This window comes from Streptomyces sp. NBC_00459, assembly GCF_036013955.1.
In the GTDB taxonomy this organism is placed as follows: Bacteria; Actinomycetota; Actinomycetes; order Streptomycetales; family Streptomycetaceae; genus Streptomyces.
The window spans coordinates 1,547,140-1,571,268 of sequence record NZ_CP107903.1 but is presented as its reverse complement, the minus strand read 5'-3'; the positions used below and the strand labels follow the sequence as shown (position 1 = coordinate 1,571,268).

The following is a 24,129-nucleotide window of genomic DNA, read 5'->3' as shown; positions in this document are numbered from 1 at the left end:
GACGGTGCTGAACGATCTCGACGAACGTATCGTGCACGCCCTCGCCGAGGACGCGCGTCGCTCCTACGCGGACATCGGGCAGTTGGTCGGGCTGTCCGCGCCGGCCGTGAAGCGGCGGGTGGACCGGTTGCGGGAGAGCGGGGCGATCACCGGGTTCACCGTGCGGGTGGATCCGGCGGCGCTGGGGTGGGAGACGGAGGGGTTCGTCGAGATCTACTGCCGGCGGAACACCTCGCCGGAGACGATCCAGCGGGGGCTGGAGCGGTATCAGGAGGTGGTGGCCGCGTCCACGGTGACGGGGGAGGCGGATGCGGTGGTGCAGGTCTTCGCCTCTGACATGCGGCACTTCGAGCGGGTCCTTGAGCGGATCGCCGGGGAGCCGTTCGTCGAGCGGACCAAGTCCGTGCTGGTGCTGTCGCCGTTGCTGCGGAGGTTTTCTGCCGGGTCGCCTACGTAGGTGGTTCTTGCGGGTTCGTTGGCGGGTGCGGGTTCGTTGTGGCTTGTCGCGCCCACGCGGCGGAGCCGCAAATGTCATAGCCCCGCGCCCCTTGGCGGCAGTGCCCAAAGCCCTGTTTGCAAGTCACCGCCTATTCGGCTGTCTTTCTCGCGAGGGCGTTGCTCGCTATCGAGTTGTGGACGCTGAAGCTCACCGCGTCGCCCCGGTAGCGGTCGTCGGACCATTCGACCGGGCGGCCCTCCCTCGTCGTCGTGACGCGGCGGACGCGCAGGAGAGGGCTGGTGCGGCGGATGTCGAGGAGTTCGGCGTCCTGGGCGCCGGCCGCCACGGCGTCGATGACGTGTTCGCCGTATGCGAAGACCAGGCCCGTGTCCTCGAAGAGGCGCTGGGTGACCGAGGGACAGTCCGGTTCGATGGGTTCCACGGACGGGGCGATCCAGTCGGCGTAGACCGTGCGCTCCAGGAGGACCGGTTCGCCGTCCAGGCCGCGCACGCGCAGGACGTGCAACACCTTGGTCTTCTCGCGGAGTTGGAGGCGGATCGCGTCCTCCGTCGTCGCCCGGCGGTACTCCTGGTGCACCACCTGGCCCGTCGCCTCGCGGCCCATGGCGCGGGCCCACTGGGCGAAGCTGCGCAGTTCCTCGAAGGTCTGGCTGCGGCGGCTGGCCAGGACCACCCGGCGGGCGCCCTGGCGGGAGCCGATCAGGCCCTCGGCCGTCAGGGCCGCCACCGCCTGGCGGACCGTACCGCGGGCCACGCCGTAGTGGGCGGCGAGTTCGGTTTCCGGAGGCAGACGGCTGCCGACCGTGTACTGCTCGCGGTCGATCGCCCGGCGCAGCTCGTCGGCGATCTCCTCGTGTCGCGCCGTCATGCTTCCCCTCTGGGTTTGTCGCTGTGCACAGCGTGACCAGCCTAATCGACATCTGCGACCGGTCCAGGCGCGCCGGAAATGTGCAGGGAATCAGTGGTCAGTGTTTCGCCAGTGTTTACGGGCGTGATACCAGCGGAAGTCCTACTGAAGCCAACTTGTTCAGACAAGTTCTCCGCACTACCTCAACCCTCGTGCGCACCCCTGGAGAGACCGTGATCGTGACCCTGCCGAGAACAGCCGTCCGCGGCGGCGCCCTCGCCGTCGTCGCCGCGCTCGCCCTGAGCGCCTGCGGCGCGGCCCCCGACGACACGTCGACCACCGCGAACGGCAGGAGCGCGGCCACCGCGACCTCCGCCGCCGACTTCGGCGGCCTGGCCAAGCTGGTCACCGCCGCCAAGAAGGAGGGCACGCTCCACGCCATCGCGCTGCCGCGCGACTGGGCCAACTACGGCGCCCTGATCGACGGTTTCCAGAAGAAGTACGGCATCAAGATCGAGGTCGAGAACCCCGACGGGGCGAGTCAGGACGAGATCAACGCCGTCACCTCCCGCAAGGGGCAGGACCGGGCACCGGACGTCCTCGACCTGGGCAGTTCGTTCGCGCTGAGCGCCGCTCAGCAGGGGCTGCTCGCGCCCTACAAGGTCGCCTCCTTCGCCGACATCCCCGAGGGGCAGAAGGACCCGGAGGGGCGCTGGTTCAACGACTACGGCGGCTACATCTCCATCGGGTGCGACGCCAAGCGCGTGAAGACCTGTCCCACCTCCTTCGCCGATCTGCTGAAGCCCCAGTACAAGGGGCAGGTCGCCCTCAACGGCAACCCCACCAAGTCCGGCTCGGCCTTCGCCGGCGTCTGGGCGGCCTCGCTCGCCAGTGGCGGATCCTTCGACGACATCCAGCCCGGCCTCGACTTCTTCGCCAAGCTGAAGAAGAACGGCAACTACACGCCCGTCGAGTCGACCCCGGCCACCGTCGAGAAGGGCGAGACGCCCATCAGCATCGACTGGGACTACCTCAACGCCGGTTACGCCGACGAGTTCAAGTCCAAGGGCGTCGACTGGACGGTGTCCGTGCCCGGCGACGGCGAGTTCTCCCAGTTCTACTCCCAGGCCATCAACAAGGACGCCCCGCACCCGGCCGCCGCCCGGCTGTGGCAGGAGTACCTCTACAGCGCCGAGGGGCAGAACCTCTGGCTCAAGGGGTACGCCCGGCCGGCCCTGATGACCGCCATGGAGAAGGCCGGCACCCTCGACAAGGCAGCCGCAGCCAAGCTGCCCAAGGTCTCCGGCACGCCGTCCTTCCCGACCGAGGCCCAGCAGAGCAAGGCCAAGACCGTGCTGGCCCAGGGCTGGGGCAAGGCCGTCTCCGGATGACCGCCACCCTCACCCGGGTCGACGTGGCGCCCGCCGCTTCAGTGAAGCGGCGGCGCCGCGCCCCCGGCTGGCTCGCCGTACTGCCGCTGCTCGCCTTCGTGGCGGTCGCCTTCGGGGTGCCCGCCCTGGCCATGCTGAACGGCGCCTTCACCGTCAAGAACCAGGCCACCGGCGCCAGTTCGTACACCACAGCCAATCTGACCGACTCCCTCCAGGGCGCGTATCTCACCGCCCTGCTCGGCAGCGTCAAGCTGTCGGCGGTGTCGGCGCTCATCGCGACCGTCCTCGGACTGCTGCTCGCCCAGGCCGTGGTGTCCTCGCGGTTCCGGGCGTTGCGCGAGGCCGTGCTCACCGCCTCCGGGGTCCTCGCCAACTTCGGCGGAGTGCCGCTGGCCTTCGCCTTCGTCGCCACCCTCGGCAACTCCGGTGTGCTGACCCGGCACTTGGGGCTGACGGACAAGGGCTGGAGCCTCTACAGCTTCTGGGGACTGGTGATCGTCTACCTCTACTTCCTGATCCCGCTGATGGTCCTCACGATCACGCCCGCGCTCGACGGCCTGCGGTCCCAGTGGCGCGAGGCCGCGCGGAACAACGGGGCCACCAACGTCCAGTACTGGCAGCACGTCGCCCTGCCCGTGCTGCTGCCCTCACTGCTCGGCGGGTTCGTGCTCCTCTTCGGCAGCGCCTTCGCCGCGTACGCCACCGCCGCGGCCATGGTGGGCAGTTCGGTCCCGCTGGTTACTCTCCAGATCGCCGACGCCATCTCCGGCAACGTGCTGGTCGGCCAGGAGAACGTGGCGCTCGCCCTCAGCCTCGACATGGTCCTTGTCGCGGGCCTGGTCATGGCCGTGTACCTGCCCCTGCAACGGAGGAGCGCGCGATGGCTCGCCTGAACCTGTGGCGCGGGGTCGTCCTGATCGGCGCCGCGGTCTACTTCATCGTCCCGCTCGCCGCCTCCGTGATCTTCACGGTCGACGTACCGGGCGAGGGCGTCACCTTCGACGCGTACGGCCAGATCGTCGGCGCCGACGGCTTCCTGCCCGGTCTGGTGCTCTCCCTCGAACTGGCCGCCGCCACCATCGCCGTGGTCCTGCTGCTGATGGTGCCCGCGATGGTCGCCCTGCGGCTCGGCGCACCCCGGCTGCGTCCGGTCGTCGAGGTGATCTGCTCGCTGCCGCTGGTGGTCCCGCCGATCGCGTTCGTCGCCGGGATCTCGACGGTCCTCAAGTGGGGTCCCGAACACCTCTCCCGTACGCCCCTGTTCCAGACCTTCGTCGCCATCCAGAACCCCGACTTCCCCGTCGTCCTCGTCCTCGCGTACGTCGTGATGGCGCTGCCCTTCGTCCATCGGGCACTGGACGCCGGGCTGCGCGCGATCGACGTCCGCACGCTGGTCGAGGCCGCCCGCAGCTGCGGTGCGAGCCCGGCGCAGGCGCTGGTGACGGCCGTGCTGCCCAATCTGCGCGGGGCGCTGCTCAACGCATCCTTCCTCACGCTGGCCCTGGTACTGGGCGAGTTCACGGTGGCCCAGTTGCTCGGCTTCCAGCCGTTCGCCGTGTGGATCTACAGCGTCGGTGGCTCGCAGGCCCAGCTGTCCGTCGCCGTCTCCGTGCTCAGCCTGCTCGTCACCTGGGCCCTCCTCCTCGCGCTCGCCGGGCTCGGCGGGCGTTCCCGAACCGTCGCCGCCAAGGGATGATCCACATGACGCTCGACAAGGCAGCCACTGTCGAATTCCGGGGCCTGCGCCGGGAGTTCGGCCCGACCGTCGCCCTCGACGGACTCGACCTCGCCGTGCGGCCGGGGGAGCTGCTCGCGCTGCTCGGTCCCTCCGGCTGCGGCAAGACCACAGCGCTGCGCATGCTCGCCGGGTTCGAACACCCCGACGCCGGTGAGGTGTTGGTGGACGGTGAGGATGTCACCCAGGTCCCGGCCCACCGTCGGGACGCCGGCATGGTCTTCCAGTCGTACAGCCTCTTCCCGCACCTCAGTGCCCTCGACAACGTGGCCTTCGGGCTGCGGATGCGCAAGGTGCGTACGTCCGAACGGCGCGCCCGAGCCGCCGAGTTGCTCGACCTCGTGGGCCTCGCCGACAAGGGCGAGCAGTTTCCGCACCAGCTCTCCGGCGGCCAGCAGCAGCGCGTCGCACTGGCCCGCGCACTCGCCCTGCGTCCGCGTGTACTGCTCCTCGACGAGCCGCTGTCGGCGCTCGACGCCAAGGTGCGGCTGAACCTGCGCGAGGAGATCCGGCGGCTGCAACAGGAACTCGGCATCACCACCCTGTTCGTGACGCACGATCAGGAGGAGGCTCTGTCCATGGCCGACCGGGTCGCCGTGATGCACTCCGGGCGACTCGAACAGTGCGCCGCCCCCGCCGAGTTGTACGGCCGGCCCGCCACCGCCTTCGTCGCCGAGTTCGTCGGCACGATGAGCCGGATTCCGGGGCGGCTGGACGCAGGCTCGGTCGAGGTGCTCGGGCAGCGGCTCCCGGTCGACGGTGAGGCGCCGGCCACCGCCGAGGTCGACGTACTGGTCCGGCCCGAGGCGGTGCGGGTCGGCGCCGACGCGGGGGGTGACGCGCGGGTGGTGGCCACGGCCTTCCTCGGCGCGGTCACCCGGATCACCGTAAGGCTCGTGGACGGCACGGAGGTGAAGGCCGACCTGCCCGCGCACGAGGCCGTCACGCTGGGCGCGGGAACGGCGGTACACGTGTCGTTGCCGGAGCGGCCGGTGCTGGTGGCAGAGCGCGCCAACCGCCCGTAGTGAACAAGAATTTGCGAGAGAGAGAAACGTGACCCCCCACATCCCCCGTACCTCCGACACCTCCGGCCTGCCACAACTCCAGCTCCAGGCAGCCCTGTTCGACATGGACGGCACGCTCGTCGACACCGAGCGGCTGTGGTGGGAGGCGGTGGAACAGGTCGCCGGGAGACCGCTGACCGAGGCGGACCAGCCCGATGTGCTCGGTCGGCCGGTCGAGCACACCGCCGACTGGCTGGCCGCCGCCACGGGGGCGGAGCCCGGCCGCCTCGCCGCCGAACTGCACCGCGAGTTCGCGGTGCGCGTCCGCACCGGCATCGTGCCCCGCCCCGGCGCCCTCGACCTGCTCGACGCGCTCGCCGAGGCCGGCATACCCACCGCCCTGGTCACCGCCTCCCCCAGGGCTGTCGCCGACACCGTACTCAAAGCGCTCGGCGCCTCCCGTTTCGCGGTCTCCGTCACCGCCGACGACACCGAACACACCAAGCCCGCCCCCGATCCGTACCTCGCCGCCTGCCACGCCCTGGGCGTCGACCCGGCCGCCTGCGTGGCCGTCGAGGACACCGAGACCGGCGTCACCTCGGCCGAGGCGGCCGGCTGCGCGGTGCTCGCCGTTCCCTCACTCGCGCCGATCGAGGCGGCGCCCGGCCGGACGGTGCTGACCAGCCTGGCCGGGGTCACCGTGGCGCGGCTCGACGCCATGGTCACCCCCGAGCGACAGCTCCGGGTGATGAGCTGGAACCTGTGGCTGGGCGGTACGAAGATCGACGACCACCGTGCGAAGCAGCTCAAGGTCATCGCCGAGACGGGCGCCGACGTCGTCGGTCTTCAGGAGACCGCCGGCACCTCCGCCCGGGAACTGGCGGAGGCGCTCGGCTGGTACCACCACCAGGCGGGCCCGAACCTGGGTGTCATCAGCCGGTATCCGATCACCGCGCACCACGGTGACCCGGACGTCGGCTTCTACGGGGCGACCGGGGTACGCGTCCGGCTGGACGCGGGGCAGGAGGTCGACGTCTGGAGCGCCCACCTCGACTGCGCGCCGTACGGGCCTTACGAGGTCCACTTCAACGGGCTTCCGGCGGATGAGGTGATCGGCAAGGAGGCGGGGCGGCTGGAGCGGATGCGGGAGATCCTGCGGCGGACCGGAGCTGCGGCCGCGGACGCCGCCTCCACCCGGGTCGTGCCCGTCGTGCTCGTCGGGGACTTCAACACGCCGTCGCATCTGGACTGGCCCGGGGTGGAGTGGCCGGTGACGAAGGCGGCGCAGGAGGCGGGGCTGCGGGACTCGTACCGGGAGGTGCATCCGGACCCGGTCCGGGAGCCCGGTCACACCTGGTCGCCGATCCACGTCGAGCACGAGGACGGGAGTGGCCGGCCCGAGCCGCAGGACCGGATCGACTTCGTGCTGTACGGGGGGAGGGGGTTGAGGGTGCTGGATTCCCGGGTGGTGGTGAGCGGGGCGGTGCATGCGTGGCCCGAGGTGGCCGGCAATGTCTGGCCTTCGGACCACGCGGCGGTACTGACCACGTTCGGGCTCCGGTAGAGGTTTTTCCTCGCCCCCCGCCGCCCCTACCCGTCCCATCTCGTTACTGGGGGCTGCGCCCCCAGACCCCCCTTTCGCGCTGAAGGCGCTCGTCCTCAAACGCCGGACGGGCTGAAAGATCAAGCCCCGGCCGGCACCCCCAGCCCGTCCGGCGTTTGAGGACAAGGCCCGTTCAGGGCCGGAGCGGGGGTTCGGGGGCGCAGCCCCCGAGGATGGGACGGGTAGGGGCGGCGGGGGCGGAACAACGAATCGTCGCCTCGCCCCCGCTTCACGCAACGATTCGCCTGTCAGCGCGCAACAGCTGCTCCTTGTACCGCCGTGCCCACCCCCCGTACCGTCTATCTGGCCCTCAACCCCCCTTAAGCCCCTGCAAGGACCCCGCATGCGCACCGCCCTGCTCCAGAGCTCCGGCCGCCCCGGTTCCCTCGTCGAGAACCTCAAGGTGCTCGACGAGGCCGCGGGCCGGGCCGCCGCCGCGGGCGCCGCGCTGCTGGCCGCGCCGGAGATGTTCCTCACCGGGTACGCGATCGGCGACGGCATCGGCCACCTCGCCGAGCCCGCCGACGGGGACTCCGCCGACGCGGTCGCCGAGATCGCCGGCCGACACGGTCTCGCCATCGCCTACGGCTACCCCGAGCGGGCCGGCGACCAGGTCTTCAACTCCGCGCAGCTCGTCTCCGCCGACGGTGACCGGCTCGCCAACTACCGCAAGACCCACCTCTTCGGCTGCTTCGAACGCGACCACTTCACGCCGGGCGAGCAGTCCGTCGTACAGGCCGAACTCGACGGTCTCCGGATCGGCCTGATGATCTGTTACGACGTCGAGTTCCCGGAGAACGTCCGCGCCCACGCCCTCGCGGGCACCGACCTCCTCCTGGTCCCGACGGCGCAGATGCACCCCTTCCAGTTCGTCGCCGAGTCTGTCGTCCCGGTGCGGGCCTTCGAGAACCAGCTGTACGTCGCCTACGTCAACCGGGTAGGCCAGGAAGGGGAGTTCGAATTCGTCGGGCTCTCCACGCTCGCCGGTCCCGACGGAGTCGCCCGCACCCGGGCCGGCCGCGGCGAGGAACTCCTCCTCGCCGACGTCGACCCCGTTCTCCTCGCCGCCTCCCGCGAGGCGAACCCGTACCTCCAGGACCGGCGTCCCGGCCTGTACGGCTCCCTCGGCTGAGCCTCCCCCGTTTTTTCCGTACCCCCTTCACCTGCTTCACCCCGCAAGGAGTCCGTACCCCATGACGTCCACGGTGCCCACCGCCGTCCAGCACACCGACGCGCAGCAGCCGCCGATCACCATGTTCGGGCCGGACTTCCCCTACGCCTACGACGACTTCCTCGCCCATCCGGCCGGCCTGGGGCAGGTGCCCGCGACCGAGCACGGTACCGAGGTCGCCGTCATCGGCGGCGGGCTGTCGGGGATCATCGCCGCGTACGAGCTGATGAAGATGGGCCTCAAGCCCGTGGTGTACGAGGCCGATCGGATCGGCGGGCGGCTGCGGACCGTCGGGTTCGACGGCTGCGACCCCTCCCTCACCGCAGAGATGGGCGCGATGCGCTTCCCGCCCTCCTCGACCGCCCTCCAGCACTACATCGACCTGGTGGACCTGGAGACCAGGCCGTTCCCCAACCCCCTCGCGGAATGCACACCTTCGACGGTCGTCGACCTCAAGGGCGAGTCGCACTACGCCGAGACGGTCGGCGATCTGCCGCAGGTCTACCGTGATGTCGCCGAGGCCTGGAACACGTGCCTCGAAGAGGGCGCGGACTTCTCCGACATGAACCGGGCCCTGCGCGAGCGCGACATCCCGCGCATCCGCGAGATCTGGGCACGGCTCGTCGAGAAGCTCGACAACCAGACCTTCTACGGCTTCCTCTGCGACTCCGAGGCCTTCAAGTCGTTCCGGCACCGCGAGATATTCGGCCAGGTCGGCTTCGGGACGGGCGGCTGGGACACCGACTTCCCCAACTCGATCCTGGAGATCCTGCGGGTCGTCTACACCGAGGCCGACGACCACCACCGGGGCATCGTGGGCGGCAGCCAGCAACTGCCGCTGCGGCTCTGGGAACGCGAGCCCGGGAAGATCCTCCACTGGCCGTACGGGACCTCCCTCGCGTCCCTGCACGTGAACGGCGTACCGCGCCCGGCCGTGACCCGTCTCCACCGCACCGCCGGCAACCGGATCACCGTCACCGACGCGGGCGGCGACATCCGTACGTACCCGGCGGCCGTCTTCACCGCCCAGTCCTGGATGCTGCTCTCGAAGATCGCCTGCGACGACTCGCTCTTCCCGATCGACCACTGGACCGCCATCGAGCGCACCCACTACATGGAGTCCAGCAAGCTCTTCGTGCCCGTCGACCGGCCGTTCTGGCTCGACAAGGACGAGAGCACGGGCCGGGACGTCATGTCGATGACCCTCACCGACCGTATGACGCGCGGGACCTACCTCCTCGACGACGGTCCGGACAGGCCCGCTGTCATCTGCCTCTCGTACACGTGGTGCGACGACAGCCTCAAGTGGCTGCCGCTGTCCGCGAACGAGCGGATGGAGGTCATGCTGAAATCGCTCGGCGAGATCTATCCGAAGGTCGACATCCGGAAGCACGTCATCGGCAACCCGGTCACCGTCTCCTGGGAGAACGAGCCGTACTTCATGGGCGCGTTCAAGGCCAACCTGCCCGGTCACTACCGTTACCAGCGGCGCCTGTTCACGCACTTCATGCAGGACCGGCTGCCCGCCGACAAGCGGGGCATCTTCCTCGCCGGCGACGACATCTCCTGGACGGCGGGCTGGGCCGAGGGCGCCGTCCAGACCGCGCTGAACGCGGTCTGGGGCGTCATGCACCACTTCGGTGGGACCACTGACCCGACCAACCCGGGCCCCGGTGACGTGTACGACGAGATCGCGCCCGTCGAACTCCCCGAGGATTAGAGGCGGTCGGGGTCGGTCAGATCCCGGCCGCCCGAGCCGCCTCGTACAACTCGGCGGCCAGCTCCTTGAGTTCGCCGGCGTCCCTCGGGGCGTCGCCGAAGTCGAAGAAGAACTCGTCGAGGCCGATCTCGGCATGGGCGGCCAGGTCCGTCACGATCTGGTCGACGCTGCCCTGGAAGGGCCGGCGGTCGGCACCGTCGTACGCCTTCGCCGTGTAGGAGGGGTTCACCCGCACCGCCGTTTCGATCGGCCTCGTGCGGCCCTTCTCGGCGGCGAAGTCCTGCACCTGCCGCCACTGGGTGGCGAGTTGCTCGGCGCCCATGGCGATCGGGTTCCAGCCGTCGCCGCGTTCGACGAGGCGGGTCAGGGACTTCTTGCTGAAGGCGGGCAGGAATATCGGTATAGGCCGGGCGGGCTTGGGGCCGACGACGGACGATGCGATCTTCGTCAGGCTGCCCTCGTACTGGACCGGGTCCGGGCCCCAGACCGCCCGGCACACGTCGAGGATCTCGTCCAGGACCCGGCCGCGCTCGGCGAACGGGGCCACCCCCGCGGCGGCGTACTCGTCGAGGGACCAGCCGGTGCCCAGGCCCGCCACCACCCGGCCGCCGCTCGCCGCGTCCAACGTGCCGAGCGTGCGGGCCAGTTGGAAGGGGCCGTGCAGCGGGGCGACCAGCACGCTGGTGCCGAGGCGGGCGCGCTCGGTGGCCGCGGAGGCCAGCGTCAGCGTCACCAGCGGGTCGGCGAGACCGCGGTACGCGTCGGGCCAGGGGACGCCCTCCATGCCGTACAGGCCCTGGGTCGCCGGTTCCGGATACAGGGCGCGTTCGAACACCCACAAACTCTCGTAGCCGATCTGCTCGGCCGCGCGTGCCACGTCCGGCACGTCCCGTCCGATCTCGTACTGCCGTGACTGCGGAAGACCCAGACCCAGACGGACGGCCATACTCGTGCTCCTTCGCAAGAGATGCTCTGGCCATCGAACGTACAACGTTCATCTAGCTATGGCGGGGGCCGTGCGCGGGAGTTGGCCGGATCAGTCCGGCAGTGGCGTGAGGAGCATGCGGCTCGCGAAGCCGACCGCCGCGTCGAGGCGGTCGGTGAACTCCTCGGTGACATCGGGCAGCCGGCGCAGCGCCCACAGCGTGCGGGCCGCCGACCAGGTGGCGGCCCGGGCCCGCTCCATGCTCCACGCGCCGAGCAGGTGGGTGAGCGGATCGGCGATCTGGAGCAGGTCGGGGCCCGGCATCAGCTCTTCGCGGATGCGTTCCTCCAGCGAGACGAGTAGATCACCCACGCGCTCGAACTCGTCCTCCAGATCGGCCGGTTCGCAGTCGAGCGTACGACAGGCGTCCAGGACGGCGAGCGCCAGGTCGTGCCCGATGTGCGCATTGATGCCCGCGAGCGCGAACTGCAGCGGTCGTACGCCGGGATGGTGGCGGAACTGGAGCAACGGGCGCCAGCAGGCCGGCGCGTGGTCGTCCTCTGCCACCCGTAGATACCGCTCGGCGAACCGTACGTCCAAAGTGATCGCGGCCTCGGCGTCGGGGAACGCGCCGGCCTCCAGACGCCGGTCGAAGGCCTCCGTGACGGCGAGGTAGACGCGGTTGAAGACCGCCAGCCCGTCGCGCGGCGGCAGATGTGCCTCCAGCGCGCGCATACGGGAGAGGACGTGGTCGACAGAAGTGGTGAACTGTTCCAATTGCACCATGAGGGCAGGGTCCCAGTCCTAGGCTGGCGCACGTGCCGCCGGGCCGGACGCTTCCCCAGAACGGGGGAACGCGCCCGCCGCGGCAGAGGAAGAGGAGCTGTACGTGTCAGGCTTGCGCGCCCACCGCCTGGCCGCGCGCCGGGCCGAACGCAGGCGCGCCGCCCGGCGTTCCGTCATGGTCGCCGCCGCCTCGGTCGTGGTCGCCGTCGGCACCGCCACCGGGCTGCTCTCCGCGCTCGACACCGGCGGTGGCGGTGCCGACGAGGCCAGGCCCGAGGCGACCAGCTCACCCCTGCTCGCCCCGCTGCCGGCCGTGACGTCGGCCCCGCCCACACCGAGCGCCTCGAAGTCGCCCTCCCCGTCCGCCCGAACGACGAAGGCGAAGGAACCGAGCCGCACGCCCTCGCCCACGGCGCCGAAGCCCGGGCCCGAGGCGAAGCAGGCGCCCGCCCAGGCGTCCGCCCGCCTCTACCGCTACCCGGACTCCCAGGTCCTCGACTGGGTCGGCACCCACCGCGACGATCCGCGCCGCCCCGTCATCGAGGCGGAGATCGCCGACCGCCCGGCGGCGGTCTGGTTCGCCGACTTCTCGCCGTCGACGATCACCGCCCGGGTCCGCGCGGTCACCGCGGGCGCGGCGGTCGCCGGCCGGGTCCCGGTGCTTGTGCCGTACGCCGTTCCGGACCGCGACTGCGGCGGCGCCTCCCAGGGCGGCGCGCCCGGCCTCGACGCGTACGACGACTGGATCGACGCGTTCGCGGCGGGCCTCGGCTCCGACGAGGTCATCGTCGTCCTGGAGCCCGACTCGGTCGCCCTGTCCGACTGTCTCTCCACCGCTCAGCGCACCGCCCGCTTCGCCTCGCTGGCCCGCGCGGGCCGCGTCCTGAAGGCCGCCGACCCCAACGCCCGCGTCTACTACGACGCGGGCCACTCCGGCTGGAACGCCCCCGCCAAGCAGGCGACCCTGCTCCGTCAGGCGGGCGCCGCCTCGGCCGCCTCCTCCGACGGCGTCTTCAGCAACGTCTCCAACTTCCACCGCACGGACGACGAGATCTCCTACGACCGACAGGTCCTCGACGCCCTCGGCGGCCCCGCCGGCCTGGGTGCCGTGATCGACACCAGCCGCAACGGCAACGGCGCCCCGGCCGACGGCGAGTGGTGCGACCCGGCGGGCCGGAAACTCGGCCGGGCGCCGACCACCAACACCGGCGAGGCGCGGATCGACGCCTATCTGTGGGTCAAGCTGCCGGGGGAGTCGGACGGCTGCAAGGGCACCCCCGGCACGTTCACCGCGTCGTACGCCTACGACCTGGCGCGGTAAGCCGACCGGAGGGTGATTCTGAGCGTGCGCTTAGGATGAGGGTGCGCAGGTAACTGCATCCACCATTCATCCCGTACGTCCCAGGAGCCCCGTCGTGACCGCCGAAGCCTCCATAGCCCCCGCCGCGCAGTACGGCTCGTACGGGCGGCTGATGCCCGTCACCGTCCACTTCGACGACCTCGACTTCCTCGGCATGCTCCACAACGCCCGCTACCCGCTGCTGGTCGAGCGTGCCTGGAACGAGTTGTTGCACGGGTACGGCTTCACCTTCGACGGCGACTGGGCGGCGGCCGGCGACTTCTGCAACGTGGTCAGGGAGCTGCTCATCAGCTACGAGGCGCCGGTCGACCGGCCCGGTGCCTACGCCGTGCACCTCTGGATGGAACGCCTCGGCACCACCGGCCTCACCTACGGCTTCCGGCTCTGCTCGGCCGACGGTGAGGTGACGTACGCCCGGGGCACTCGGGTGCTGGTCCGGCTCGACGCCGGCACCCTGCGGCCCACGCCGTGGAGCGACCGGTTCAGGGCCTGCGGTCGGGAACTCCTGCGCTCGGCGGAGTGACCTTCAGGCGGTCCTTCTCGCCGGCGCGCAACACCCCCGCGAACCCGGCGAGCCCACCCGCCAGCACCGTGACCAGCCCGAACGACACCACCAGGCTCGTTGCCTGGGCCAGCGTACCGATCGCGCTCGGCGCGACCAGCCCCGAGGTGTACGTGATGGTGGCGACGCCCGCGATGGCCTGACTGGGGTTGGGGCCACTGCGGCCAGCCGCCGCGAAGCACAGCGGGACGACCACGGCGATGCCGAGGCCGAGCAGCGCGAAGCCGGTCATCGCCGTGACGGGATGTTCCGCGACCACGATCAGCACACCGCCGAGTACGGCGAGCACACCCCCCGCGCGGACCGTGCGCACCGCGCCGAAACGGTTCACGACCGAGTCGCCGACAAGCCGGGCCACCGCCATCGTCAGCATGAAGCCGGTCGTGGAGGCCGCCGCCAGCCCGTCCGAGGTGCCCAGCTCGTCCCGCAGGTACACCGCAGACCAGTCCAGGCTCGCGCCCTCCGCGAACACCGCGCAGAAGCCGACCGCGCCGATCAGCAGCGCGGACCTGGGCGGCAGCGCGAACCTCGGGGGCGGCTCCTCGTCCTCGGTGGGGCGCAGATCGAGCACCCAGCGGCAGGCACCCACGCCGACAACCGTGAGAGTCGCCGCCGCGAGTACGTGATGGAGGCGCGCGTCCGAGCCCAGGTGCGCGGCGAGGGTGCCGCCCGCCGCGCCGATCAGGGCGCCCGCGCTCCACATGCCGTGCAGGCCGGACATGATCGACCTGCCCAGCCGGTTCTCGATCTCGACGCCCAGCGCGTTCATCGCCACGTCCGCCATACCGGCCGTGGCGCCGTAGACGAACAGGGCGAGGCAGAGTGTGGGGAGATTCGGGGCCAGGGCGGGCAGGGCCAGCGACAGGGTCCAGAGGGAGATCAGACCGCGCAGCGCCGTACGGGCGCCGAAACGGTGGCTGACACGGCCCGCGAGCGGCATCGCGAGGGACGCGCCGAGCGCGGGGAACGCCAGCGCCAGCCCCAACTGCCCCGCGCTGACCGAGGCGTGGTCCTGGATCCACGGCACCCGGGTCGCGAACGAGCCGGTGACGGCGCCGTGCACGGCGAAGACGGCGGCCACGGCGTACCGGGCGCGCCTCACCTCGTGTCGTTCGTACAGCACCGCACTCATTCTGCGCCCCTCCCCGGGTCGGCTCTCTGTTCGGTCTTCCTCTGCGGCACAGCGGCTCGGCCGCGCGCTGGCGTAAACTATCAGGAACCCTGCCTGATAGATAGCGGGATACCGGCCGTCCGCAGCGGGAACGGCCCCGCCGATCTGGAAGGATCTCGGCATGCCCGCATCACCGAGCACCGCCCGGGCCATCAACGACCGGCTCGCCCTGCGTCTGCTCCAGCAGGAGGGCCCGTTGACGGCCGGGCGGCTGAAGCAGCTCACCGGCCTGTCCCGGCCGACGGTCGCCGACCTGGTCGAACGCCTCACCGCCGCCGGACTGGTCACGGTCGTGGGGGAGTCGGGGGAGCAGCGGCGCGGCCCCAACGCGAAGGTGTACGGGATCGTCGCCGGCCTCGCCCATCTGGCCGCCCTCGACATCCGGACCGAAGGCGTCTCCGTCGTCGTCGCCGACCTGCTGGGCGAGGCTCTCGCCGAGGCGTCCGTACCGATCGGGGACGACACCGGCACCGGCCCCGCCGTGGAACGGGCGGTCGCTCTCGTCGAACGGGTCGCCAAAGAGGCAGGGGCCGGGCAGCTCCACACGGTCGGGATCGGCGCCCCCGGTCTGATCGACCCGGCGACCGGCGAACTCCGGGACTCCACGGGTCTGCCCGAGTGGCACCGCAGGCTTGTCGCCGCGCTCCAGGAACGGCTTCCGGGGGCCCGCGTGATCGTCGAGAACGAGACCAACCTCGCCGCCCTCGCCGAACAGCGCGACGGCGCCGCCCGGGACCGGGAAACCTTCGTGCTGCTGTGGCTCGGTCACGGCACCGGTGCGGCCGTGGTTCTCGACGGCGTCCTGCGCCGGGGGGCCTCCGGCGGTACGGGCGAGATCGGCTTCCTGCCGGTGCCGGGCACGGGGCAGCTGCCGTCGGCCACGGACTGTGCGGGTGGCTTCCACTCCCTCGCCGGAGCGGCGGCCGTCGCCCGACTGGCGGGCGCGCAGGGCCTGGTGGCCGATGCCGGCGCCCATGAGCCCTATGCGGCGGCCCTGGTCCGCGAGGCCGTGGCGACCCCCGGGGTGCCGGCCCACGACGGTTTCCTGGACACCCTCGCCGATCGCATCGCCATCGGCGCCGCGTCCGTCGTCGCCGTCCTCGACCCGGGGTGTGTCGTGCTGGGCGGTGAGGTCGGACGGGCGGGCGGTGACGTACTCGCCGCCCGTGTCGAGGAACGGCTCGCCCGGATGTCACCGCTCCCGGCCCAGGTGCGCGCGAGTGCGCTGGGCGGCGGAGCGGTACTGCGAGGGGCGTTGCTGACCGCACGGGAGGGCGCGCAGGAGGAGCTGTTCGGGGCGCCGGTCGGACGCGGCGGGAGGGTCTGAGGGCCCGGCGGCGGGCAAGGGCCGTCGTCACCGCCGCCGGTCCGGCATCGACGCTAAGAGGTCTGGACCATGACGGTCAATAGGTATGGACCAATCCTCTGGCTTGATTGCCCGTCTTGTGCGTGGCGTTTATTCCCATGGGTCCTTGTGAGCCAGTCCACACAACTCACCCGCATGGAGTACGACCCGGCGTGGCACACTGGCCTGTAACAGAAGCAGCGCACTCCGGGGTCGGTGAAAGTCCGAACCGGCGGTTATAGTCCGCGACCCGTCCGCATTTTTTTCGGCGGCCGGTTGACCAGGTGGAATTCCTGGACCGACGGTTAAAGTCCGGATGGGAGGCAGTGCGCGGCGGGCGGGCATTCGTGCGCGCCGCCGTACCGTTCGGCCGTGGGCCGAGCTCCGTCCGGCGTCGCTCCCGGTGTCCCTGCCCGTTCACAGCTGTCGTCATCGACAGGCCCCGGAGTCCGTGCCCGAAGAGGCAGGGAGGACCCGGGAAGTGTTCACCGGAATCGTCGAAGAACTGGGCGAAGTCACGGCCGTCGAGAACCTCGGCGATGCCTCCCGCTTCAGGCTCCGTGGCCCCGTCGTCACCGAAGGCGCCCGCCACGGCGACTCGATCGCCGTCAACGGCGTGTGTCTCACGGTCGTCGAGCACGAGGGCGACGAATTCACCGCCGACGTCATGGCGGAGACCCTCGACCGCTCCAGCCTCGGCGTCCTCGCCGTCGGCTCCCGCGTCAACCTCGAACGTCCCATGGCCCTGGGCGCACGCCTCGGCGGCCACATCGTGCAGGGCCACGTCGACGGCACGGGCACGGTCCTCGAACGCAAGCCGTCCGAGAACTGGGAGATCGTCAGGATCTCGCTCCCCGCCGACCTCACCCGCTATGTCGTCGAGAAGGGTTCCATCACCGTCGACGGCATCAGCCTCACCGTCGTGGACGCCGGGCCGGACTACTTCACCGTCAGCCTCATCCCCACCACCCTCGACCTGACCACGCTCGGCCGCAAGCAGCCCGGTGACCCGGTCAACCTCGAGGTCGACGTCATCGCCAAGTACGTCGAGCGGCTGCTCGGACCACAGGGGGCGGCGAAGTGAACCGGCTGAACACCGAGGCGTTCACCCTCCTCGACCAGCACATCCTCTGGTCGGACATGATCGGCAACATCCTCGGCCTGATCGCCCTCGCGCTGGGCTGGCGGCGCTCCCTGCTGAGCTGGCCGGTGCAGTTCCTCTCCGGCCTGATCCTCTTCGGTGCGTTCTTCGGCCATCTGACCGGCAGCGCGGGCAAGCAGGTCGTCGTCATGCTCGTCGCCGGCTACGGCTGGTGGCAGTGGAACCGCCGCAAGGGCGAGGGCGAGGACGGCCACATCACCCCCCGGTTCGCCACCTGGCGCGAGCGAGCGGCGATGATCGGCGCCGCCGCCGTCGGCACGGTCGCCGTGGCCCTGCTCTTCAAGGCCTACCCGACCCTGTCCTGGGACCCCTGGCCGGACGCCTACATCTTCGTCGGCACCATCGTCGCCATGTACGCCCAGGCGCGCGGCATGGTCGAGTTCTGGTTCGCCTGGCTCCTCGTCGACCTCGTAGGCGTCCCCCTCAACTTCGCCAACGGCTACGCCTTCTCCGGCTTCGTCTACGTCATCTACGGCGCGCTCGTCCTGTGGGGCATGCGCGACTGGTGGCTGCGCTCCCGCAAGGACACGCGGCCCGTCCTGGAAGGAGCGCCCGCATGACCACGGCCCCGATCCTCTACAGCACCGACAACATCGAGGACTGGTCCCTCGACCCGATCGAGCAGGCCATCGCGGACATCGCGGCCGGCCGCCCGGTCGTGGTCGTCGACGACGAGGACCGGGAGAACGAGGGCGACCTCGTCATCGCCGCCGAGAAGGCGACCCCCGAGATCGTCGCCTTCATGATGAGCGAGTGCCGCGGGCTCATCTGCGCCCCCATGGAGGGCGACGAGCTCGACCGGCTCAGGCTGCCGCAGATGGTCGACGACAACACCGAGTCGATGAAGACCGCGTTCACCGTCTCCGTCGACGCCTCGGCCGCTCACGGCGTGAGCACGGGTATCTCGGCCTCCGACCGGGCGACCACGCTCCAGCTTCTCGCGAGCGGCGACGCCGGCGCCGACGAATTCGTCCGCCCCGGCCACATCTTCCCGCTGCGTGCCAGGCCGGGCGGTGTGCTGGTCCGCAACGGCCACACCGAGGCCGCCGTCGACCTCGCCCGCCTCGCGGGACTGCGCCCGGCCGGCGCCATCGTGGAGATCGCCGGCGAGGACGGCAGGATGCTCCGCCTGCCCGAGCTGATCCCCTTCGCCCGCAAGCACGGCCTGACGATCATCTCCATCGAGGACCTGGTCGCCTACCGCCAGAGCGCCGAGCCCACCGTCCGCCGCGAGGCCGAGACCAGGCTCCCCACCGTCTTCGGCACGTTCACGGCGTACGGCTACCGTTCCACCGTGGACGGCGTCGAGCACGTCGCCCTCGTCCACGGCGAGATCGGCGAGGGCGAGGACGTCCTGGTCCGCGTCCACTCCGAATGCCTCACCGGCGACGTCTTCCACTCCCTGCGCTGCGACTGCGGCCCCCAGCTGGAGACCTCCCTCGAACGCATCCGGGACGAGGGCCGGGGAGTGGTCGTCTACCTGCGCGGCCACGAGGGGCGCGGCATCGGACTGCTGTCCAAGCTCCGGGCGTACGAGCTCCAGGAGCAGGGCCGCGACACCCTTGACGCCAACCTGGAGCTCGGCCTGCCCGCCGACGCCCGCGACTACGGCGCCGGCGCGCAGATACTCCAGGACCTCGGCGTCCACAGTGTGCGCCTGATGACCAACAACCCCGACAAGACCGACGCGCTCGTCCGCCACGGACTCAAGGTCACCGGCCGCGAGCCGATGCCCGTACAGGCGGGTGAGCACAACCTCCGCTACCTGCGCACCAAGCGGGACCGGATGGGACACGACCTGCCCTGGCTGGACGCGGCCCCGGTGTCCCCCTGCGCCAACCAGTGAAGATCGCCGTAGAAATCGCTGTAGAGATCACCAAGGAGAAGACGAGAACGTGAGCGGCAAGGGTGCACCCGAACTGTCCGTACGCAACTGCGGTGACCTGCGCGTCGCCGTCATCGCGGCCCAGTGGCACGAGAAGGTGATGGACGGTCTGGTGGACGGCGCCCTGCGCGCCCTGCACGACCTGGGCATCGACGAGCCGACCCTGCTGAGGGTGCCCGGCAGCTGGGAACTCCCGGTCGTCGCCAAGGTGCTGGCCGGGCGGGGCTACGACGCGATCGTCGCCCTCGGCGTCGTCATCCGCGGCGGCACTCCCCACTTCGAGTACGTGTGCCAGGGCGTCACCCAGGGCCTCACCCAGGTCTCGGTCGACACCGGAGTCCCCATCGGTATGGGTGTGCTGACCTGCGACACCGAGGAACAGGCCCTCGACCGCGCGGGCGTCGAGGGCTCCAACGAGGACAAGGGACACGAGGCGGTGACGGCGGCCGTGGCGACGGCGGCCACCCTCCGCTCAGTATCCGAACCCTGGCGATAGGGAGCCCTCCTCACCACGTAATGTGGGGCCATCATGTCCAATAAGACGTTCGAGGAGCTCTTCGCCGAGCTCCAGCACAAGGCCGCCACGGGCGATCCCGCCACCTCCCGCACCGCGGAACTGGTCGGCAAGGGTGTCCATGCCATCGGCAAGAAGGTCGTAGAAGAGGCCGCCGAGGTATGGATGGCCGCCGAGTACGAGGGCAAGGAAGCAGCCGCCGAGGAGATCTCGCAGCTGCTCTACCACGTACAGGTGATGATGGTCGCCCGCGGAATCTCGCTGGACGACGTGTACGCCCACCTGTAAGCCTCGTCCGACCGGTAACGCACCACTTGTCACGTCCACCGTTCCACGCATCTCACGCAAAGGAAGCCGACCCCATGCTGCGCATCGCCGTCCCCAACAAGGGTTCCCTCTCAGGCCCTGCGTCGGCGATGCTGCATGAGGCCGGCTACCAGCAGCGCCGCGAGTCCAAGGAACTGCGGATCGTCGACCCGGAGAACGAGGTCGAGTTCTTCTACCTCCGCCCCCGCGACATCGCGATCTACGTCTCCTCCGGCCGCCTCGACATCGGCATCACCGGTCGCGACCTGCTCATCGACTCCGGGGCCAACGCGGAGGAGATCCTCCCGCTCGGCTTCGCCCGCTCCACCTTCCGCTTCGCCGGCAAGCCCGGCACCGCGGCCGGTATCGAGGACCTGGCCGGTCTGACCGTCGCCACCTCGTACGAGGGGATCGTCGCCAAGCACCTCGCCGACCACGGCGTCGACGCCTCCGTCGTCCACCTCGACGGTGCCGTCGAGACCGCGATCGAACTCGGCGTCGCCGAGGTCATCGCGGACGTCGTCGAGACCGGCACCTCACTGCGCAACGCGGGCCTGGAGGTGTTCGGCGAGCCCATCATGAAGTCCGAGGCGATCGTCATCCGCCGGGTCGGTGCGGAGACCGAGGACACCGCCGAACCGAAGGTCCAGCAGTTCCTGCGCCGCCTCCAGGGCGTCCTGGTCGCCCGGACGTACGTGATGATGGACTACGACTGCCGGGTCGAGCAGCTGGAGAAGGCCGTCGCCCTGACACCCGGTCTGGAGTCGCCGACCGTCTCGCCGCTGCACAACGAGGGCTGGGTCGCCGTCCGCGCGATGGTCCCGTCCAAGGAGGCCCAGCGGATCATGGACGATCTGTACGACATCGGCGCGCGGGCCATCCTGACCACGGCCATTCACGCCTGCCGCCTCTGATGCACGGGAAGCGACCGACACCGTGAGCGACAGGGACCGTACACCGATGCAGGATCCGCCCACCGCACCCGTACCGGCGGCGCTGCCCGCGCTGCCCGTCACTTTCCGGCCGGGCCGTACCCGGGCCGTGCTGGCCACCGCCGGTATCGCGATCTTCGTCGTCATCACGACGATCGCGCTGCTCCTGGAGACGCTCAGCCCCGGCGAGCGCCTCAGCTTCGTCTTCACCGGCGCCCTGCTGGCCTCCGTACTCCTGCTCCTGTCCCGGCCGAAGGTGGTCGCCGACGAGTCCGGGGTCACCGTCGTCAACATCGCGAGCAAGAGGCGTCTGGACTGGGCGGAGATCCTCCGGGTGAACCTCCGTCCGGGCGACCCCTGGGTGTTCCTCGACCTCAGCGACGGTACGAGTCTGCCCGCGCTCGGCATCCAGCCGGGCATCGCCAAACAGCGCGCCATCGAGGACGCACGCACCCTGCGCGCGCTCACCGAGGCGCGGTCCGCCGGTGCCCCCGAGCAAGATCAGGGCTGACTCAGGGCCGTCCACCCTGCCGCACAGGCCCATGTCTTGATTAATCTGTTGGCGGAGGCGTTTTCGCGCGCCTCCGCCACTGATGTTCCCCCCGGTCTTCAGAGGCCCCCTGCTACCCGAGGAGTGACTCCCTCCAGCGATGGACGGATCGTCCTGTAGTACCTGCGCCGCCCCCTCCCGACATATCGAGGCGGCGGCATCATGACCACCCCCCTGCTGCTTCTCGCCGCGGCATTCCTGCTGATCCTGGCCAACGGCTTCTTCGTGGCGGCCGAGTTCGGCCTCGTCACGGTCGAGCGGCCGGACGCCGAGAAGGCCGCCGCCGAGGGCGACCGACGGGCCCGTACGGTCGTCGAGTCCCTCAAGGAGCTCTCCTTCCAGCTCTCCGGCACCCAGCTCGGCATCACCATCACCTCGCTCGTCGTCGGCATGCTCGCCGAGCCGGCGCTCGCTGAGCTGCTGCACGGCCCGTTCACCGCGATCGGCCTGCCCGAAGGGGTCGTCCCCACCGTCTCGGTGGTCGTCGGCATGCTGCTGGCCTCGGCCGTGCAGATGGTGATCGGCGAACTCGTGCCCAAGAACTGGGCGGTCTCCAGGCCGCTGCAGGTCGCCCGCTTCGTGGCCGGCCCGCAGCACGCCTTCTCCCGCCTCTTCCGCCCGGTGATCGCCGGGCTCAACGCGGTGGCCAACCGCCTGGTCCGCGCTCTGGGCGTCGAACCCACCGCGGAACTGGCCTCGGCCCGCACCCCCGGCGAGCTGGTCTCCCTGGCCCGGCACTCGGCCCAGGCCGGCACGCTGGAACAGGACACCGCGGACCTCTTCGTACGGACACTGTCGCTGGGCGAGCTGACCGCGCAGCACGTGATGACCCCGCGCGTGCGGGTCAGCGCACTGCAGTCGTCGGCCACCGCCGAGGACGTCGTCAACCTGACCCGGGCCACCGGCCTGTCCCGCTTCCCCGTCTACCGGGAGCGGATCGACGAGATCGTCGGCATGGCCCATCTCAAGGACGCCCTCGCGGTGCCCGCGGGGGAGCGGCTGCGCACACCGGTCGGGCGGATCGCCAAGTCACCGCTGCTGGTCCCCGAGACGCTCCCCGTGCAGCCGCTGCTCGAACTGCTGCGCAGCCAGCAGCCCATCGCCGTCGTCGTCGACGAGTACGGCGGCACGGCGGGCGTGGTCACCCTGGAGGACATCGTCGAGGAACTCGTCGGCGAGGTCCACGACGAGCACGACGACGTGCTCAACGAACCGACCGAACTCGCCGCCGCCCCGCCCGAGGACGGCCGCCCCGCCTGGGACGCCGACGGCAGCTGCCGTGTCGACATCCTCCAGCGCATAGGCCTCGACGTGCCGGAGGGACCGTACGAGACGGTCGCCGGCCTCGTCGCCGACCTGCTGGGCCGGATCCCGGTCCCCGGCGACAGGGCCGAACTGCCGGGCTGGCGTCTGTCGGTCCGCCAGGTCGGCCACTACCGGGCCGAGCGGGTACGCCTGATCAGGGCAGAGGGCAGTACGAAGACAGCTGACCTCGCGGTGGAGGCGGCCCGATGAGCGTCCTCCAACTCCTCTTCGCCCTTCTCCTCGTGCTCGCCAACGGCTTCTTCGTGGGAGCCGAGTTCGCCCTCGTCTCCGTCCGCCGAAGCCAGATCGAGCCGCTGGGCACGGCGCGGGCCCGCCAGGTGCTGTACGGCCTGGAGCGGCTGCCGCAGATGATGGCCGCCGCCCAGTTCGGCATCACCGTCTGCTCGCTGACCCTCGGCGCGGTCGCCGAACCGACCGTGGCCCACCTGCTGGAACCGGTCTTCGAGGCGGTCCACCTGCCCGAGGGCATGATCCACCCGCTGGGTTACGTGATCGCGCTCGCTGCCGTGGTCTTCCTCCACCTGGTCGTCGGGGAGATGCTCCCGAAGAACCTGGCGATGGCGGCGCCCGAGAAGACCGCGCTGTGGCTGAGCCCGGGCCTCGTCGCCTTCGCCCGTGTGTGCGGGCCGGTCACGGTGGGCCTGGGCGCCTGTGCCCGACTCGTCCTGAGGCTCTTCCGCGTCGACCCCAAGGACGAGGTCGAGGCGGTCTTCACCAGCGAACAGCTCAACCGCCTGGTGGAGGACGCCGGCCAGGCCGGACTGCTCGACCCCGGTGAGCAGGAACGCCTGGAGGACGCGCTGGAACTGGGCTCCCGCCCGGTCACCGACGTCCTCCTCGACCGCGAGTCCCTGGTGACGGTGGGCCCGTCGGTCACCCCGGGCCAGGTCGTCGCCCTCACCGCCCGCACCGGCTACTCCCGGTTCCCGGTGGTGGCGGACAACGGCGCCTTCATGGGCTATCTGCACGTGAAGGACGTACTGGACCTGGAGGAGTCGGAACGGGCGGTGCCGCAGCACATCTGGCGCTCCATGACGACACTGCGCTCCGAACTCCCGCTGGACGACGCCCTGACGGTGATGCGCCGGGCGGCGACGCACCTGGCCCAGGTCGCGGACGGTTCGGGCCGGGTGATCGGCCTGGTCGCGATGGAGGACGTACTGGAGCTGTTGGTGGGGGAGGTGCGCGACCCGGCCCACCGTCAGTCACCTCCGGTGCCGAAGGTGACGGAGCCCAGGGCGGAGGCGCAGAAGGAGGCGCAGAAGGAGGTGCTGGCGAGCTGAACGCTCCGCTGTTGGGCGGGTGCTTCGGCTGCGGGCCCGGTGAGGGCTGGTCGCGCAGTTCCCCGCGCCCCTAGGAGGGCGCTCCGCGCCC

Annotated in this window: 24 protein-coding genes and 1 riboswitch; of the genes, 20 read left to right on the top strand and 4 right to left on the bottom strand. The window is 70.8% G+C overall.

Annotated elements, in window-relative coordinates; translation table 11 throughout:
- Window positions 1–4: 4 nt before the first annotated feature.
- Complete coding sequence (locus OHN74_RS06725) at window positions 5–457, top strand: Lrp/AsnC family transcriptional regulator (protein ID WP_327693617.1); 453 nt, start codon at window positions 5–7, stop codon at window positions 455–457.
- 130 nt (window positions 458–587) lie between these two features.
- Here the strand turns inward: OHN74_RS06725 and OHN74_RS06720 are convergent, their stop codons facing one another.
- Complete coding sequence (locus OHN74_RS06720) at window positions 588–1,328, bottom strand: GntR family transcriptional regulator (RefSeq protein ID WP_327693616.1); 741 nt, start codon at window positions 1,326–1,328, stop codon at window positions 588–590.
- Window positions 1,329–1,540: 212 nt separating this feature from the next.
- Between OHN74_RS06720 and OHN74_RS06715 the strand changes: the two genes are divergently transcribed.
- From OHN74_RS06715 to OHN74_RS06685, 7 genes are all read left to right on the top strand, one after another.
- Window positions 1,541–2,698, top strand: coding sequence for an ABC transporter substrate-binding protein (locus OHN74_RS06715; protein WP_327700021.1), 1,158 nt, complete (start codon window positions 1,541–1,543; stop codon window positions 2,696–2,698).
- On the top strand, window positions 2,695–3,591 hold the full coding sequence (locus tag OHN74_RS06710) for an ABC transporter permease (RefSeq protein ID WP_327693615.1): 897 nt from the start codon (window positions 2,695–2,697) through the stop codon (window positions 3,589–3,591). Before OHN74_RS06715 ends, OHN74_RS06710 begins: the two co-directional genes overlap by 4 nt.
- On the top strand, window positions 3,579–4,394 hold the full coding sequence (locus OHN74_RS06705; RefSeq protein WP_327693614.1) for an ABC transporter permease: 816 nt from the start codon (window positions 3,579–3,581) through the stop codon (window positions 4,392–4,394). Before OHN74_RS06710 ends, OHN74_RS06705 begins: the two co-directional genes overlap by 13 nt.
- 5 nt (window positions 4,395–4,399) lie before the next feature.
- On the top strand, window positions 4,400–5,458 hold the full coding sequence (locus OHN74_RS06700; protein WP_327693613.1) for an ABC transporter ATP-binding protein: 1,059 nt from the start codon (window positions 4,400–4,402) through the stop codon (window positions 5,456–5,458).
- A 67-nt stretch (window positions 5,459–5,525) separates the two neighbouring features.
- A complete protein-coding gene (locus tag OHN74_RS06695; protein WP_327700020.1) occupies window positions 5,526–7,001 on the top strand; it encodes an HAD-IA family hydrolase in 1,476 nt (491 codons plus the stop codon).
- 382 nt (window positions 7,002–7,383) lie between these two features.
- The gene (locus tag OHN74_RS06690) at window positions 7,384–8,172 is read left to right on the top strand and encodes a carbon-nitrogen hydrolase family protein (RefSeq protein WP_327693612.1); all 789 of its coding nucleotides are present in this window, start codon (window positions 7,384–7,386) and stop codon (window positions 8,170–8,172) included.
- A gap of 61 nt (window positions 8,173–8,233) precedes the next feature.
- The gene (locus OHN74_RS06685; RefSeq protein ID WP_327693611.1) at window positions 8,234–9,931 is read left to right on the top strand and encodes a flavin monoamine oxidase family protein; all 1,698 of its coding nucleotides are present in this window, start codon (window positions 8,234–8,236) and stop codon (window positions 9,929–9,931) included.
- 16 nt (window positions 9,932–9,947) lie between these two features.
- Here OHN74_RS06685 and OHN74_RS06680 read toward each other — a convergent pair whose 3' ends face one another.
- Window positions 9,948–10,877: an LLM class F420-dependent oxidoreductase gene (locus tag OHN74_RS06680; protein WP_327693610.1), complete on the bottom strand. Its 930-nt coding sequence runs from the start codon at window positions 10,875–10,877 to the stop codon at window positions 9,948–9,950.
- A gap of 90 nt (window positions 10,878–10,967) precedes the next feature.
- The gene (locus tag OHN74_RS06675) at window positions 10,968–11,642 is read right to left on the bottom strand and encodes a DUF5995 family protein (protein WP_327693609.1); all 675 of its coding nucleotides are present in this window, start codon (window positions 11,640–11,642) and stop codon (window positions 10,968–10,970) included.
- A 175-nt stretch (window positions 11,643–11,817) separates the two neighbouring features.
- Here OHN74_RS06675 and OHN74_RS06670 point away from each other — a divergent pair, with 175 nt between their 5' ends.
- Both OHN74_RS06670 and OHN74_RS06665 read left to right on the top strand, forming a co-directional pair.
- On the top strand, window positions 11,818–12,963 hold the full coding sequence (locus OHN74_RS06670; protein ID WP_327700019.1) for a glycoside hydrolase family 6 protein: 1,146 nt from the start codon (window positions 11,818–11,820) through the stop codon (window positions 12,961–12,963).
- Window positions 12,964–13,057: 94 nt separating this feature from the next.
- Window positions 13,058–13,525, top strand: a complete 468-nt coding sequence (locus OHN74_RS06665; protein WP_327693608.1) for an acyl-CoA thioesterase — start codon at window positions 13,058–13,060, stop codon at window positions 13,523–13,525.
- Here OHN74_RS06665 and OHN74_RS06660 read toward each other — a convergent pair.
- Window positions 13,485–14,696: an MFS transporter gene (locus OHN74_RS06660; protein ID WP_327693607.1), complete on the bottom strand. Its 1,212-nt coding sequence runs from the start codon at window positions 14,694–14,696 to the stop codon at window positions 13,485–13,487. The genes OHN74_RS06665 and OHN74_RS06660 overlap by 41 nt on opposite strands.
- A gap of 160 nt (window positions 14,697–14,856) precedes the next feature.
- Between OHN74_RS06660 and OHN74_RS06655 the strand changes: the two genes are divergently transcribed.
- The 10 genes from OHN74_RS06655 to OHN74_RS06610 all read left to right on the top strand — a co-directional run bounded on the left by OHN74_RS06655 (window position 14,857) and on the right by OHN74_RS06610 (window position 24,038).
- Window positions 14,857–16,062 carry an ROK family transcriptional regulator gene (locus OHN74_RS06655; RefSeq protein WP_327693606.1) on the top strand — a complete coding sequence of 402 codons (1,206 nt, stop codon included), beginning with the start codon at window positions 14,857–14,859 and terminating at the stop codon, window positions 16,060–16,062.
- Between the two features lie 216 nt (window positions 16,063–16,278).
- Window positions 16,279–16,414: riboswitch (FMN riboswitch) on the top strand.
- 147 nt (window positions 16,415–16,561) lie between these two features.
- Window positions 16,562–17,164, top strand: coding sequence for a riboflavin synthase (locus OHN74_RS06650; RefSeq protein WP_327693605.1), 603 nt, complete (start codon window positions 16,562–16,564; stop codon window positions 17,162–17,164).
- Window positions 17,161–17,802, top strand: coding sequence for a nicotinamide mononucleotide transporter family protein (locus OHN74_RS06645; RefSeq protein ID WP_327693604.1), 642 nt, complete (start codon window positions 17,161–17,163; stop codon window positions 17,800–17,802). The genes OHN74_RS06650 and OHN74_RS06645 overlap by 4 nt, the downstream gene beginning before the upstream one ends.
- Window positions 17,799–19,088: a bifunctional 3,4-dihydroxy-2-butanone-4-phosphate synthase/GTP cyclohydrolase II gene (locus tag OHN74_RS06640; protein ID WP_327693603.1), complete on the top strand. Its 1,290-nt coding sequence runs from the start codon at window positions 17,799–17,801 to the stop codon at window positions 19,086–19,088. Before OHN74_RS06645 ends, OHN74_RS06640 begins: the two co-directional genes overlap by 4 nt.
- Window positions 19,089–19,137: 49 nt before the next feature.
- Window positions 19,138–19,623 (top strand): 6,7-dimethyl-8-ribityllumazine synthase, encoded by a 486-nt coding sequence (ribH, locus tag OHN74_RS06635; RefSeq protein WP_327693602.1) that lies wholly within the window; start codon window positions 19,138–19,140, stop codon window positions 19,621–19,623.
- A 33-nt stretch (window positions 19,624–19,656) separates the two neighbouring features.
- The gene (locus tag OHN74_RS06630; RefSeq protein WP_055533705.1) at window positions 19,657–19,929 is read left to right on the top strand and encodes a phosphoribosyl-ATP diphosphatase; all 273 of its coding nucleotides are present in this window, start codon (window positions 19,657–19,659) and stop codon (window positions 19,927–19,929) included.
- Between the two features lie 74 nt (window positions 19,930–20,003).
- A complete protein-coding gene (gene hisG, locus OHN74_RS06625; protein ID WP_327693601.1) occupies window positions 20,004–20,861 on the top strand; it encodes an ATP phosphoribosyltransferase in 858 nt (285 codons plus the stop codon).
- 46 nt (window positions 20,862–20,907) lie between these two features.
- Window positions 20,908–21,390 (top strand): PH domain-containing protein, encoded by a 483-nt coding sequence (locus OHN74_RS06620; RefSeq protein WP_327693600.1) that lies wholly within the window; start codon window positions 20,908–20,910, stop codon window positions 21,388–21,390.
- 201 nt (window positions 21,391–21,591) lie between these two features.
- Window positions 21,592–22,944 (top strand): hemolysin family protein, encoded by a 1,353-nt coding sequence (locus OHN74_RS06615; RefSeq protein WP_327693599.1) that lies wholly within the window; start codon window positions 21,592–21,594, stop codon window positions 22,942–22,944.
- Window positions 22,941–24,038 carry a hemolysin family protein gene (locus tag OHN74_RS06610; RefSeq protein ID WP_327693598.1) on the top strand — a complete coding sequence of 366 codons (1,098 nt, stop codon included), beginning with the start codon at window positions 22,941–22,943 and terminating at the stop codon, window positions 24,036–24,038. The genes OHN74_RS06615 and OHN74_RS06610 overlap by 4 nt, the downstream gene beginning before the upstream one ends.
- Window positions 24,039–24,129: the final 91 nt, after the last annotated feature.

What these genes read in the sequence shown, in the direction of transcription:
- OHN74_RS06720 (WP_327693616.1), bottom strand. Translation starts at nt 1,328, where the DNA reads ATGACGGCGCGACACGAGGAGATCGCCGACGAGCTGCGCCGGGCGATC.
- OHN74_RS06710 (WP_327693615.1), top strand. Translation starts at nt 2,695, where the DNA reads ATGACCGCCACCCTCACCCGGGTCGACGTGGCGCCCGCCGCTTCAGTG.
- OHN74_RS06705 (WP_327693614.1), top strand. Translation starts at nt 3,579, where the DNA reads ATGGCTCGCCTGAACCTGTGGCGCGGGGTCGTCCTGATCGGCGCCGCG.
- OHN74_RS06700 (WP_327693613.1), top strand. Translation starts at nt 4,400, where the DNA reads ATGACGCTCGACAAGGCAGCCACTGTCGAATTCCGGGGCCTGCGCCGG.
- OHN74_RS06690 (WP_327693612.1), top strand. Translation starts at nt 7,384, where the DNA reads ATGCGCACCGCCCTGCTCCAGAGCTCCGGCCGCCCCGGTTCCCTCGTC.
- OHN74_RS06685 (WP_327693611.1), top strand. Translation starts at nt 8,234, where the DNA reads ATGACGTCCACGGTGCCCACCGCCGTCCAGCACACCGACGCGCAGCAG.
- OHN74_RS06680 (WP_327693610.1), bottom strand. Translation starts at nt 10,877, where the DNA reads ATGGCCGTCCGTCTGGGTCTGGGTCTTCCGCAGTCACGGCAGTACGAG.
- OHN74_RS06675 (WP_327693609.1), bottom strand. Translation starts at nt 11,642, where the DNA reads ATGGTGCAATTGGAACAGTTCACCACTTCTGTCGACCACGTCCTCTCC.
- OHN74_RS06670 (WP_327700019.1), top strand. Translation starts at nt 11,818, where the DNA reads ATGGTCGCCGCCGCCTCGGTCGTGGTCGCCGTCGGCACCGCCACCGGG.
- OHN74_RS06660 (WP_327693607.1), bottom strand. Translation starts at nt 14,696, where the DNA reads ATGAGTGCGGTGCTGTACGAACGACACGAGGTGAGGCGCGCCCGGTAC.
- OHN74_RS06655 (WP_327693606.1), top strand. Translation starts at nt 14,857, where the DNA reads ATGCCCGCATCACCGAGCACCGCCCGGGCCATCAACGACCGGCTCGCC.
- OHN74_RS06640 (WP_327693603.1), top strand. Translation starts at nt 17,799, where the DNA reads ATGACCACGGCCCCGATCCTCTACAGCACCGACAACATCGAGGACTGG.
- OHN74_RS06630 (WP_055533705.1), top strand. Translation starts at nt 19,657, where the DNA reads ATGTCCAATAAGACGTTCGAGGAGCTCTTCGCCGAGCTCCAGCACAAG.
- hisG (WP_327693601.1), top strand. Translation starts at nt 20,004, where the DNA reads ATGCTGCGCATCGCCGTCCCCAACAAGGGTTCCCTCTCAGGCCCTGCG.
- OHN74_RS06620 (WP_327693600.1), top strand. Translation starts at nt 20,908, where the DNA reads ATGCAGGATCCGCCCACCGCACCCGTACCGGCGGCGCTGCCCGCGCTG.
- OHN74_RS06615 (WP_327693599.1), top strand. Translation starts at nt 21,592, where the DNA reads ATGACCACCCCCCTGCTGCTTCTCGCCGCGGCATTCCTGCTGATCCTG.
- OHN74_RS06610 (WP_327693598.1), top strand. Translation starts at nt 22,941, where the DNA reads ATGAGCGTCCTCCAACTCCTCTTCGCCCTTCTCCTCGTGCTCGCCAAC.